The following is a 12,459-nucleotide window of genomic DNA, read 5'->3' as shown; positions in this document are numbered from 1 at the left end:
AGCACTTGCATTAAGGTTTCGAGTTCCCCTGCTGGTCCGGTTTGATCCGGAAGCGGAGAATCAGGTTGAGCAGCGGACGCTTCGTCTTGCCTACCAGGCCAATGACTTCGGCACCGATCTGCAGGAAGAACATCATCACACAGATGACTACGAAGGTAACCCAGTTCGCTTCATACAGTGCAGCCGAAGATTGAATAACTGCCAGCACACCGAAGAAAGCTGCGATACCGTAGATCATCAATACCGTCTGGCGGTGGCTGAAGCCCAACTCGCGCAGGCAGTGATGCAGGTGACCCTTATCCGGCGCAAAGATCGGTTTCTTCTGCAGCTTGCGGCGGATGATAGCGAAGAAGGTATCCGACAGCGGCACCCCGATAATAATCAGCGGCGTAATAAAGGATACGATCGCAATCTGCTTAAACCCGAGCATAGAGAGCATCGCCAGGGAGAAGCCCAGGAACAGCGAGCCTGTATCACCCATGAAAATCTTAGCCGGGTGAAAGTTGAAGAACAGGAACCCGATAATGCAGCCGAGCAGCACCAGGCTGATCAGTGCAATCGTCAGGTTGCCCATGATCAGGGACATCACGAGGATCGTCCCGATCGCAATACCGGATACACCGGCTGCCAATCCGTCCAGACCATCAATCAGGTTGATGGCATTCGTCACACCTACGATCCAGAAGATCGTCAGCGGGATGGAGATCCATCCTTCCAGGGAAGAGTAAGCGTCCTGGAATGGAACGTTAACGAAGTCTACCCGAATGTCAAAGCCAAACACCACGATGCAGGCAACTGCAATCTGAATCAGGAATTTCAATTTGGCATTCAGGTCAAAGCGGTCATCCAGCGCACCCATAATGACGATAATCGTACCGCCGATCAGGAAGGCCTGGATGAAGCTGCTGTTCCGACCAGAGAACAGATCCGGAGCAAAAGGCAAAATCAGGAGCATGCTCACCACAAAGGCGAGATAAATCCCAAGCCCGCCCAGTCGAGGCATGATCGTCGTATGCACTTTTCGGGCATTCGGCACGTCTACGGCTCCAACTTTAACGGCGAACTTCTTGACAAGCGGCGTCAGTGCCAAAGCCAGTCCTACAGCCAGAATAAATCCTATCACAAAGATAAGCACCATTGAACAATCAACCCCCATTTAGTAACCCGGATCCATCTCATCGATTCGGATATCACAGCCAACTCTATATGTGACACTCTTAATATGCATGAAATTGATCCAACCGGAATGAATTATACTCCCAATCTCATAGGATCGGCAACCACCAATTTAAGCAAATTCATCGTTTTTTCTTGAAAAAAGCTGCTTTTTACCGGACTTTTGTCATGTTTTCTTTCTCGCGAAGCACTTTCACCGCAAATTTGGGCAAAGCCAGCATCCGCTTATACCGTGTCGGTTCACGAAGCAGGCGGTACAGCCATTCAGCACGAAGCTTCTGAAACAGCTTGGGAGCCCGCTTGGTCCGGCCGGAAATAACGTCAAAGCTGCCTCCGACACCCATCATCACAGGCACGCCAAGCTCCTGTTTGTAACGTCCAATCCACGGCTCCTGGGTGTCCGCACCACGTGCGACGAACAACAGATCCGGCTGCGCAGCCTTAATGGCAGCTATAACCTCCTGATCCTGTTCGTGCCCAAAGTATCCGTCACGATAACCTGCAATCAGAACTCCGGGATAAATCTTTTGTAACCGATTTGCCGTTTCCTGAATCACCTCAGGGGTCGAACCAAGCAGATATACTTTCCAGTGATAGTCTTCTCCGACTTTCATCAGTTCATGTAACAGATCATATCCTGCTACCCGTTCAGCAACGGGCGATCCGGCCACTCCTGTCGCCCAGACCAATCCGGCTCCATCCGGCACCACCAGTTCAGCTGATTGGAGCACAGACATATAGTCCGGATCATCAAGGCCGGTCATCACAATGATGGGATTGGCCGTCACGACCTGATGCGGACGGCGTTCCTGCACGGCCTGTGTCAGCAATTGAACTGTATCCTTCATATTCAACCGCGATACCGGAACACCAAAGATGTGCACAACCGGTCGTTCAGTATGTTCCTTCACGTTCCATTCACCCTTTGCGTATCAAATAATCGATGATGTGCCGGGCAGGCGCTTGCGCTTCCTGCTTCAGTGCTGTAATGGCAGCTTCATGTGAAGCATGCCATGATTCCCGCTGCTCGATCAGACGCTGCGTTTCCGCTGCCAGCCGCTCCCCGCTGAGCGCGGCCGTCGAACCGACCGGTTCGGTATGAATCCGTTTCAGGAATTGATCGATCTTCGGATCATAAGAAATCCCCACAGGAGGTACATACTGGGATACGCCGTAGATCAGACTGTGCAGGCGCATTCCGATGATGACGCTGCACCGGCTGACTTCCAGCAGCATCTGCTGCGGATCGACCGCGTCCTCGACGATCGAGACCTGGCTGCCTGTTCCTGTGATATCGCCAATACGGTCCATCACATAACGGGAAGCCTCACTATCATCCGGCTGGTGGAAGGGCAGCAGGCGCAGATGCACCGGCTTTTGTCCAGCCAGCTGCCGCAGCCCGTCCGCAATGGCGTCCAGCTCGCGCTTCTGCGAGTCCCAGTAACGGACGGAGATGCCTACGACTGGAAGTTCACCATCGCTGAAGATTCGGTCCACCGGCGATTGTCTATCTGCTGCCGGAAGAGGCAGTCCCATAACGGGGTCCGGTACAACCTGAATCACAGCTGGGTCCAGCCCCATCTTGGCCAGCAGCTCGGCAGATTGGCTGTCACGGACCGAGATATAGGCGCTCTTCCTGAAAACAGAACGGATCATGGGATTGAACAGCTTCCGGTTTACCGGGCCGATTCCCTGAGAATAGATAAAGGTCGGCTTGCGCAGCCACTGGGCCAGCTTCAGAATCCCCAGATAGTAGGGGATCGTCTTGGCGCCTGTGACGTCCTGCAGCAGGCTTCCTCCTCCGCTGATCAAGCCGTCGCTGTCCTTCAAAGCCTGGCGCACCTCGCCAAGCTTCATCCGGTGCACTGATTTTACCCCGTACATGGAAGTTGTCCATTCCGGATCGATCGACAGGACCACCGGCTCGATATGAACACCGGCAGCCTCTCCCTGCTCTTGCAAAGCAGTCAGGATGGATTTAAGTACAGCCTCATCCCCGCTGTTGCGAAACCCGTAATAACCCGAGATGACTAGCGTTTGAGTCGAGGCATCCATCTTTTCCACAATCCTTCCCCAAGCTGCCATACCAGCACAGCAATAATTCCGAAGATCAGTCCCAGACCGAGGCCAAGTACGCCGCGGATGAAGGACAGGGTCGCCGGCGAGTGAATATGCGCGAACGTATCCACCATGGACAGCTGGCCAATCACGGCGATGATAAACAGGAATACCGCATTACGGTATTTGAAGGCAAGGAACGCGCCCAGAATAAAGATCGGATGTGCCATCAGGAACTCCTTGTTCCTTGGACGGACTCCAAACAGATTCTCCATCGCTGTACGGAAGCTCATCTCCAGCGGCGACACAGTACCGCCATTGCCTGTGCGGCTCAGGTAGTACATGCCCACGATGCCAATGACAGCCACAACAATCACCATCATAACGGTGATCGGCATACGCAGAAGCTTCGGCAGCTCCTTGCGGATGGAAATCCCGCGGTAGAAGAAGACATAGATCGCAATCAATCCGATGGGTGCCACGTGCAGGAGGCTTACCCCGCGGAACTGATTAATAACGAGGCTGTACGTAATATTATTCAGCAGTGAAATCATGAACGGTACCGCAGACAGCGAGATTACAGCGGTGATCACGTACAATACCAAACTGCGCACCAGACGATTGCCCACAGGTACGGCTGCTTCCTTGGCTTGTGAGGCAGTAACCTTACGTACGGCCAGAATAACGGCTACCGTAGGCGCACTAATGGCCACCAGCAGCGCAAGTCCCTGCTCGAACAGGTTGGCATTAAGCTTGTACAGCGCAGCAAACCCGAGCAGACCCAGCACAAACGCCGGGATCGTCAGATACGGAATGAAATAGGAGATCATCAGGGCCACAAATGCCACCGCACCCAGAGTCACCACGATTTTGAGATAACGTTCGTAGGAGGACTCGGCAACCTTGAATGCTTCCGCCTGTCCAAGCTTAAACCCGTTATCCTCAATCATCTGCACGGCATGTCCTTCCGAACCCAGTGCATCCAGCAGGTTGTCCATCTGGTCTGTAATCTCTGCCTTCGCGGAGTTACGGGCCGGAGATACGTTCAGATACAGCATGCGGATCTTACGGTCTTTGGTCGCCAGTGCAAAACGGTCGGCAATCGTATCTACATCCAGAGATGCATCACGGTCGCTGAGCGAATAGAGACGTACTACATTGTAATGCGTCAGGTAAGCCACGGTGCTGAAGCCTTTTTGCGGCTTTTTCAGATTCTCGATCGCGGCCATGCCGATACCGTGACGGTTCAGCAGTTCGGCAAAATCAACCAGACTGTTCTTATCTTCATTGTCGTTAAACCCTTTTACAGCGTCACCTTCGAACAGAATGCGTTTGACGCCGTTCTCTTCGTAATAGCTGAGCAGCTGCTCGACATCTTCACTGTTATAAGGCAGGCTGTCGCCCAGACGCGGCATAATGTTGAAGCCTTGGTCACGCAGCATTTTCAGTGTAATCGGATCCTGCCACAGCGGCTTGATCGTCGCATTCTCCGGCGGTGTCTGGATCACCAGACCCTGCTGGCCATTGTAGCTCCACGGCTGAACATCAATGTCCACACTATGGAAGGTCCGCTCAATCAGCGGGGTCAGCGCGGAAGCATACTCACTGCTCGTGAACACCACATACGTATAGTTCGTGTTCGCCGGGATCAGCTGATTTTTCTTGTTTGCCAAATCCTGCGTGTTGAAAATCATAATGCGGCGAGATTTGCGCAGCTCATCCAGGGAGCTCTCATACAGGGCCATGGTGTTGACACCGGCTGCTTTCAGGCGGGCAAGCTGCTCCTGAATATAATCCTGCGGATGCGCCTGATACACCGAGATATCTACAAGGTCACGATAGTCGAATACCATTTCTACATTGTTGGCTGACGTTTCCGTCTTGATTCGATCACTAATAATCGGGATGGATGCCAAAATTCCTAAAACTACAAGCACTGCGAGCCACTTACGGGAAACTTTATTCCAATACTGCCATTTCTGATGCACCAAGATTTCCTCCTCAATTCAATCCCTGAACTGCCCCAATTCTGCCAAAACCAAAGACCTCCCCGCGGCCCCACGGCCATACGGAGAGGTCACGAAATCTTCAAACCTATTGATTCAGCCTTATGCGTCTACACGTTCCATCACGGCATTGACCAAAGCATCCACACGCTGCTGCGCATCCTGAGCGGATTCCCCGCGCACGGCAAAGTATACTTTGATCTTCGGCTCTGTTCCTGAAGGACGCAAGCAGAACCATGATCCATCCTGCATCAGGAACTTCAGTACATTCTCAGCTGGCAGGCCGTCCAGGCCTTTCGAGTAGTCAAGCACTTCGCGGACAGCTACACCTGCAATATGCAGCGGCGGAGCGGTACGCCAGTCCGACATCAGGCTGTTGATCTTGGCCAGACCATCCTTGCCCTTCATCGTTCTGGATTCCAGCTTCTCCAGGAAGTAGCCGAACTGCTCATACAGCTCCTGCAGGACATCATAAAGTGTTTTGCCTTGTGTCTTGTAGTAAGCAGCCGCCTCGGCAATCAGCATAGCCGCGAGTACAGCGTCCTTATCCCGGGCATAGTTACCTGCCAGGTAGCCGTAGCTCTCCTCGTAGCCGAACAAGTACGTGAATTCACCGCTGGCTTCGAACTGGTTCATTTTCTCACCGATATATTTGAAGCCGGTCAGTGTGTTGAATACCGTTGCGCCAAAATGTTCAGCGATCACAGCACCCATCTCACTCGTTACAATGGTCTTCACTACCGCGCCGTTGCTTGGCAGCTTGCCGGCTGCCTTGAGCTGATCCAGCAGATAGTAGACCATGATGGCTCCGGACTGGTTGCCAGTCAGCACAAAATACTCACCATTCCGATCCTTCACCACGGCTCCCATACGGTCCGCATCCGGATCCGTACCAATCAGCAGCTCGGCTCCGATGCTCTCACCCAGCTTCATCGCCAGCGTGAACGCTTCGCGTTCTTCCGGGTTCGGTGATTTGACGGTCGAGAATTCAGCGTCCGGCTGTTCCTGCTCTTCTACGATATGCACCTGCTCGAAGCCGATGCGCTCCAGTACCTTACGGACTGGCAGGTTGCCTGTACCGTGCAGCGGGGTGTATACGATTTTGAAATCCTTGCCGATTCCGGAGGAGATCAATTCACGGTTCACACTGACACTCGCTACAGTCTCGATGAAAGCTTCGTCCTCTTCCTCACCCAGCCATACGAGCAGGCCTTGGCTCTCTGCTTCTTCGCGGGACAGTCTTTTGACATCGGCAAAGGAAGGTACCTCTTTAATATAGGAAATGACTTTCTCCGCCTGATCCGGAACGAGCTGTCCGCCTTCGCTGTTGTAGACCTTGTATCCGTTATACTCAGGAGGGTTATGACTCGCGGTAACCACGATGCCGCCGGTAGCCTTCAAATGACGGACACTGAAGGACAGCTGCGGTGTAGGACGCAGTGCATTGAACAGCTTGGCTGTAATCCCGTTACCCGCCAGTACCAGTGCTGCTTCCAGAGCGAACTCCGGCGAGAAGTGACGGGAGTCATGAGCGATAACTACCGAGGGCTTGCCTTCCTGGCTCCCATGTGCCTCCTGAATATAGCGCGCCAATCCCTGTGTTGCACGGCCAACGTTGTAACGGTTCATCCGGTTGCTGCCTGCACCGATCACACCGCGAAGTCCGCCTGTACCGAACTCCAGCTCTTTGTAGAAGCGGTCTTCCAGCTCGTTGTTGTTGCCTTCGAGGCTGCGAAGCTCTTGTTTGGTTTCTTCATCAATAGAAGGATCTTGAAGCCAGCGTTCCACACTTTCCAAGGCTTGTTTGCTCAATTGAGTCATGTTTTAACTGCCCCTTCCCTGTATTATTCATGAATTTTACGGAATCTATGTAAGTCAGCATGCTGCATTCGTTTCAAGAGCGCATACTCTCCGGTACCTTCACTTACATGTGCAATACCATTTACTTCGCAGGTGCAGGGTCAGACAGGGCAAACATAATTTCCCCTTCTGCCACGACCTTGTCGTTGACCTTCGCTGTAGCTTGTCCCTTGCCAATGGAACCCTTCAGACGGGTAATCTCCACCTCAAGAATCAGCGTATCTCCTGGGACCACCTGACCGCGGAAGCGGAAGTTATCCAGCCCTGCCAGGAAGCCGATCTTGCCGCGGTTGCCTTCCACGTGCAGAATCGCTGTTGCGCCCACCTGTGCCAGCGCCTCCGTAATCAATACCCCCGGCATAACCGGATACTCGGGAAAATGGCCGATAAAGAACGGCTCGTTGATCGTTACATTCTTCAGACCAACTGCGCGTTTGCCTTCCTCCATCTCCAGAATTCGGTCTACCAGCAAAAAGGGCGGCCGATGGGGAATAATCTCCTGAATCTCCAATGTGTTCAATTGAAGCTTGTCTGTCATTTCGTAATGGCTCCTTTCCTATATACCCTACCATCGCTGTGCCTTGTCGCATGGACATGCCCAGCACATATATAACCCAGAATGCCCTGCATAAAATCAGGCAATCCGGCAAAAACTAATATTATCCTTCACCAACTGCAGAAAGTGAAGGTTCAGATAAGGGCTTTTTCCCGAAGGTTTAACCAGACGGGAGAGGGCCCTTTTGTCAAAATGACCGCTTGGATACAGTCCTTCATCATTATACCGTCTCTACTGGCAAAAAGAAAACACCACCTTAGCAACCTGAGATGGCACAAAAAAAACCCGGGCTGCCCAAAACGGCCCGGGAATTCTTCTAAGGTGCGAACACCAGATCATACACATGCTTCCAGGTTTTCCATTCCAGAACGCCGCCTGCACTCTGATGGCCCAGAACGACGTAACCGGCGATCAGTCCGCCAAACAAGGCCAGTACCAGGAGGAGAGGAATAAGGAAGTGTCTTGCTATTCGCCAGAACGACCTTTGACGCACCGTCTCCTGAGCTTCTTCTGCCATCGTCTTACGCCTCCTAGCCGCGCATGTTATTCGCCAGATTCATCATCGTATCACTGGAAGTCAGCGCACGGGCTGCCAGCTGATAGGTGCGCTGGATCTGCATCATTTGCGTCATTTCCGTCGTCAGGTCAACGTTCGACTGCTCCAGGTAACCGGAACGGATCCGGCTGTCTGCCGGGATCGTCAAGGCAGCATTAGCCCCGAACACATCATTCTCGGTCAGGCCGCCAGAGAGAACGAACAGATTATCATCCTGCTGGGTCAGACCATCCGGACGCTGCGGATCCACAAATTGAATCTGCGCTCCCACCACCGGAGCCGCATTGCCGATACGGACCAGCACATTCCCCTGATCATCAATCGCGACCTTGGAATTCACCGGTGCGGTGACAGGCTGTCCCTGACGGTTCAGAACCGGATATCCTTCCTTCGTTACCAGTACCATCTGTTTCGGATTCGCCGGGTCGGGATTGAAATGAAAGCTTCCGTCACGTGTCCAGGCTTTGGTCCCGTTCGCTTCCACCGCAAACAGACCGCTTCCTTCCATGGCAAGGTCTGTCGGCTGGCCTGTTTCCTTCAGAGGGCCCTGCGACATATCCTTCGTAATGGCTCCCAGCCTTACCCCGTACCCCATATTAAAGCCAAGCGGCGTCGAGCGTCCGTCCTGCTTATAGGTTTCCGGCTGCTGCTGTACCCGTGTCAACGTATCCTCGAATGAAGTCTGTTTACCTTTATATCCAACGGTATCCACATTCGCGATATTATCACTGATGACATCCAGCCGCTGCTGGATGCTGTTCATGGATACCATGGCATTGATCATGGAGTTATTCATGGACTACCCTCCCTTATACCCGGCCCACTTCGTTAACGGCCTTATCCAAGCTCTTATCATAAAATTGAATGACCTTCTGGTTCGCCTCATAGGCCCGCAGCGCTGCCGTCATATCCACCATCGTCTGGGCGGTATCGACGTTAGATCCTTCCAGATATCCCTGGCGAATCTGAACACTGTCTCCAGCCTGCATATAGCGCGCAGCTGCACCGTCCGTCTCATCCAGCATAAAATTGCCTTCCCCCTGGCGGACCAGCTGATTCGGACGGTCAATGACACTAATCCCGAGGTTTACGCCGGTCGGTGTGCCTGTAAGCGCGTTAACGAGCTGCCCCTGTTCATTCACTTTAAGAGCAGAGACGCCGCCTGTCAACGTAATCGGGTTGCCTGTATTATCCACCACCCGGTCACCCAGGGAACTCAGCAGCTGCCCCGCTCCGTCGACACGGAAATGGCCGTCCTTGGTATATCGGATGTTGCCCTCCTCGTCCTGTACGGTGAAGAACGCTTCAGGCTTATAGGTCACTTGCCCGTCGGGACTGACATACTTGCCAGACTCATCAAACGCCATCGGCTGACCGGTAGCCGGATCTGTCACACGCAGGTCAGACACCAGCGCAAAATCCGTATTCTGTCCCGTCTCGTTCACGGTGCCGCCCAGATAGGTTGAAAGACTTTCCTCCGCGAACACCCCCGTGTTCAGCTTACCGATCCGGCGATCCGGACTATCCGGATTACCGCCCATCATGGAGATCAGCGTCTCTGGAAAAGACCGCTGCACACTATTGACCTGTTTGTAACCGGGCGTATTGATATTGGCAACATTCTGGGTATCGGTATCATGCCGGCGCTGCTGGGTAATCATCCCGGCAGCAGCCGTATAAAGTCCTCTCAACATCTAGGCATTGCTCCCCGCATCTATATTTGGAAGCGGAACATCTCCGCTAAACATTCTATAGTTAAAGTTATCGGCAGATCAGAAGCGTTTCTTAACCACTTGATCCAAATTGTTCAGCATAATGCCTGTTCCTTTGACCACACAATGCATAGGATCTTCAGCGACGAGCACGGGAACATGCAGCTCATTGGCGAGCAGCTCGTCCAATCCGTTCAGCAGCGCCCCGCCGCCCGTCAGAATAACACCCCGGTCGATAATGTCCGCAGACAGCTCCGGCGGTGTACGTTCAAGTACCGATTTGGCAGCCTGTACAATTGACAGGATCGAATCGGACAATGCTTCCTGCACTTCTTCAGCACGAATGGTGATGGTCTGCGGCAGACCGCTTACCATATCGCGGCCGCGGATATCCATCTCGGCCTGACGGCCCTGCGGATGAACAGATCCGATCGTCATCTTCACATCTTCGGCAGTCCGTTCTCCCACCAGGAGCTTGTACTTTGCCTTAATATATTTGGAAATAGCAGCATCAAATTTGTCGCCCGCCGTCTTGATCGAAGAGGCCGTAACCACATCCCCCATCGAGAGGACCGCTACATCGGTCGTGCCTCCGCCGATATCTACGACCATATGGCCGCTCGGCTGGAAGATATCCATACCTGCCCCGATGGCCGCAGCCTTGGGCTCCTCTTCCAGAAATACTTCCCTTGCCCCGCTGCGCTCTGCAGCTTCGCGGATCGCTTTCTGCTCCACCGACGTAATATTCGTTGGCGCACAGATCAGAATACGAGGACGGCTGTTCCAGCCGCGGGCCCCTACCCGGCCGATAAAATACTTCAGCATCGCTTCCGTGATGTCAAAGTCGGCAATGACGCCGTCACGCAGCGGACGGATTGCTACAATATTGCCCGGTGTACGTCCGATCATCCGGCGTGCTTCTTCACCTACAGCAAGGACACGTTTGGTGTCACTTTCAATCGTTACGACAGAAGGCTCGTCCAGCACAACCCCCTTGCCTTTAACGTGGATCAGCACGTTCGCCGTGCCGAGATCGATTCCAATATCCTTGCTCAACATATGAAAGAAGCCCCCAAAGTAGTATTTTGTGAAAAATGGTATATGAGCATGCAGCATGCTTATATGACAAGAAGCGCCAAATTGATGTGTATTCTGTAGGATTGACTCTTCATTTTTTCGTTCTTGTACCATCTTTTAACATATCATACTTCAGGGGAGGGATTCAATGGAATTGTCAGGTTATCCTGACCCTTTTCATACCTTGCCGGAAGCCAGCACCTCTCGTTTTTTTCCGCTCGTCTTTTTATATTTTATTTTGGTCGCTTCGCCTCCGCGGAGATGGCGGATTGACTTATGGTACTCGAGGATGTGCTTTACCTGGTCCGCAAGGTCCGGGTTGATCTCCGGCAGCCGTTCAGTCAAATCTTTATGCACTGTGCTCTTGGATACGCCAAATTCTTTGGCGATCGTCCGGACCGTATGCCTGGTCTCAACGATACAGCGCCCGATTTTGATGGTCCGTTCCTTGATGTAGTCGTGCACGCTCCCGCCTCCCTACTGTGGATAGTTTGGTACATTATATGAGGGGCGTGCCTAGATATTCTTTCTTTGCCAGCGTGACAAGCTTCGTTAGGCCTAATTATTTTGGGCTGGACCCCTCCGAATGGACCTGACCCGCCCAAAGTTAGCGCCAAGCACAAAAAAAGACAGGGGAAACTCCCTGCCTTTTCATGCGCGTACTGCTGCAGCTATGCTGCTTATTTCTTCGGATTCAGGAATCCTTCCGGATTGACCGGCTGGCCGTCTTCCAGTACTTCAAAGTGCAGATGTGTCTTCAGGTCCTTCTCCAGCTCATTCGTGCCGGCCGTTCCAATCACATCACCCTGTTTCACTTCGCCGCCTTCTTTGACACTCACTTCACCCAGGCTTTGATACACGGTTACCAGACCATCATTGTGCGTAATTTCCACCATATTGCCAAGCAGCGGGTGCTGCTCCAGGCGGGTTACTTTGCCGCTGAGGGCTGCCTTAACCTCAAAGCTCTGATTATCAGCACGGGACAGATCCACACCGGTATTCGGTGTAAACGTATCGTCATGCTGCACCAGTGCGGCCTGATGTTCTGCTTCTGTACCGTTCTCTTCGTAGAACTTCTTCACGACTTGGGTTTCGGCGTCAGCCGCTACCGGCCAGGCCAGATTCTCCGACTTTGCAACGACTTCTTTACTGTCCTGCGCTTGCGCTTCCTCTTGTGCCGCTGACGACTGGGCTGAAGCCGGTACGGCTTCCTTGGCCGGTGCCGGTGCTACGTTCGCCGTTTTTGGCGATGAACCCTGGTAGACCCACACAACGGTTAAAATGATAGCTGCGACAGCGATGTAGGCTGCGGGGTATACCCAACGTTTGGACATCATTTTCTTCCATGCGCTTGCTTCGCTTGCCGATTCTCCCATTTTGATTTTAGAAGAGTCGTTCGGAAGCTGGTTTTTATTTTGTTCATTCATATTGATCACCTCAGTAACCATTGTTACCGGG

Annotated in this window: 12 protein-coding genes; all 12 read right to left on the bottom strand. The window is 52.9% G+C overall.

Translation table 11 applies throughout. The features are described from left to right. Positions 1-10 precede the first annotated feature (10 nt). Positions 11-1,138 carry a glycosyltransferase family 4 protein gene (locus Q5741_RS08955; RefSeq protein ID WP_305023723.1) on the bottom strand — a complete coding sequence of 376 codons (1,128 nt, stop codon included), beginning with the start codon at positions 1,136-1,138 and terminating at the stop codon, positions 11-13. A gap of 190 nt (positions 1,139-1,328) precedes the next feature. Continuing rightward, positions 1,329-2,087 carry a WecB/TagA/CpsF family glycosyltransferase gene (locus Q5741_RS08950; protein WP_305023722.1) on the bottom strand — a complete coding sequence of 253 codons (759 nt, stop codon included), beginning with the start codon at positions 2,085-2,087 and terminating at the stop codon, positions 1,329-1,331. Positions 2,088-2,094: 7 nt separating this feature from the next. Further along, entirely contained in the window at positions 2,095-3,231 is a 1,137-nt protein-coding gene (gene csaB, locus Q5741_RS08945; RefSeq protein ID WP_305023832.1) for a polysaccharide pyruvyl transferase CsaB, read from the bottom strand. Further along, a complete protein-coding gene (locus tag Q5741_RS08940; RefSeq protein WP_305023721.1) occupies positions 3,207-5,222 on the bottom strand; it encodes a DUF5693 family protein in 2,016 nt (671 codons plus the stop codon). The genes csaB and Q5741_RS08940 overlap by 25 nt, the downstream gene beginning before the upstream one ends. A 120-nt stretch (positions 5,223-5,342) precedes the next feature. Next, positions 5,343-7,061: a phospho-sugar mutase gene (locus Q5741_RS08935; protein ID WP_305023720.1), complete on the bottom strand. Its 1,719-nt coding sequence runs from the start codon at positions 7,059-7,061 to the stop codon at positions 5,343-5,345. Between the two features lie 121 nt (positions 7,062-7,182). Beyond that, complete coding sequence (gene fabZ / locus Q5741_RS08930) at positions 7,183-7,638, bottom strand: 3-hydroxyacyl-ACP dehydratase FabZ (RefSeq protein ID WP_305023719.1); 456 nt, start codon at positions 7,636-7,638, stop codon at positions 7,183-7,185. A gap of 334 nt (positions 7,639-7,972) precedes the next feature. Continuing rightward, positions 7,973-8,173, bottom strand: a complete 201-nt coding sequence (locus tag Q5741_RS08925) for a DNA-directed RNA polymerase subunit beta (protein WP_305023718.1) — start codon at positions 8,171-8,173, stop codon at positions 7,973-7,975. A gap of 13 nt (positions 8,174-8,186) precedes the next feature. Beyond that, the gene (gene flgF / locus Q5741_RS08920; protein WP_305023717.1) at positions 8,187-9,008 is read right to left on the bottom strand and encodes a flagellar basal-body rod protein FlgF; all 822 of its coding nucleotides are present in this window, start codon (positions 9,006-9,008) and stop codon (positions 8,187-8,189) included. Between the two features lie 13 nt (positions 9,009-9,021). Beyond that, entirely contained in the window at positions 9,022-9,906 is an 885-nt protein-coding gene (locus tag Q5741_RS08915) for a flagellar hook-basal body protein (RefSeq protein WP_305023716.1), read from the bottom strand. A gap of 78 nt (positions 9,907-9,984) precedes the next feature. Beyond that, positions 9,985-10,983, bottom strand: coding sequence for a rod shape-determining protein (gene mreB / locus Q5741_RS08910; RefSeq protein ID WP_305023715.1), 999 nt, complete (start codon positions 10,981-10,983; stop codon positions 9,985-9,987). A 195-nt stretch (positions 10,984-11,178) separates the two neighbouring features. Beyond that, a complete protein-coding gene (spoIIID, locus tag Q5741_RS08905) occupies positions 11,179-11,466 on the bottom strand; it encodes a sporulation transcriptional regulator SpoIIID (RefSeq protein ID WP_305023714.1) in 288 nt (95 codons plus the stop codon). A gap of 215 nt (positions 11,467-11,681) precedes the next feature. Further along, on the bottom strand, positions 11,682-12,428 hold the full coding sequence (locus tag Q5741_RS08900; protein ID WP_305023713.1) for a M23 family metallopeptidase: 747 nt from the start codon (positions 12,426-12,428) through the stop codon (positions 11,682-11,684). Positions 12,429-12,459 lie beyond the last annotated feature (31 nt).

This window comes from Paenibacillus lacisoli (genome assembly GCF_030580655.1).
Taxonomy (GTDB): Bacteria; Bacillota; Bacilli; order Paenibacillales; family Paenibacillaceae; genus Paenibacillus; species Paenibacillus lacisoli.
This window is presented reverse-complemented; position numbering and strand designations above follow the sequence as displayed.

Excerpts from the sequence above, each read along its gene's own strand:
- Q5741_RS08925 (WP_305023718.1), bottom strand. The coding sequence starts at position 8,173 with ATGGCAGAAGAAGCTCAGGAGACGGTGCGTCAAAGGTCGTTCTGGCGA.
- Q5741_RS08955 (WP_305023723.1), bottom strand. The coding sequence starts at position 1,138 with ATGGTGCTTATCTTTGTGATAGGATTTATTCTGGCTGTAGGACTGGCT.
- Q5741_RS08935 (WP_305023720.1), bottom strand. The coding sequence starts at position 7,061 with ATGACTCAATTGAGCAAACAAGCCTTGGAAAGTGTGGAACGCTGGCTT.
- Q5741_RS08900 (WP_305023713.1), bottom strand. The coding sequence starts at position 12,428 with ATGAATGAACAAAATAAAAACCAGCTTCCGAACGACTCTTCTAAAATC.
- flgF (WP_305023717.1), bottom strand. The coding sequence starts at position 9,008 with ATGAATAACTCCATGATCAATGCCATGGTATCCATGAACAGCATCCAG.
- fabZ (WP_305023719.1), bottom strand. The coding sequence starts at position 7,638 with ATGACAGACAAGCTTCAATTGAACACATTGGAGATTCAGGAGATTATT.
- csaB (WP_305023832.1), bottom strand. The coding sequence starts at position 3,231 with ATGGATGCCTCGACTCAAACGCTAGTCATCTCGGGTTATTACGGGTTT.
- mreB (WP_305023715.1), bottom strand. The coding sequence starts at position 10,983 with ATGTTGAGCAAGGATATTGGAATCGATCTCGGCACGGCGAACGTGCTG.
- Q5741_RS08915 (WP_305023716.1), bottom strand. The coding sequence starts at position 9,906 with ATGTTGAGAGGACTTTATACGGCTGCTGCCGGGATGATTACCCAGCAG.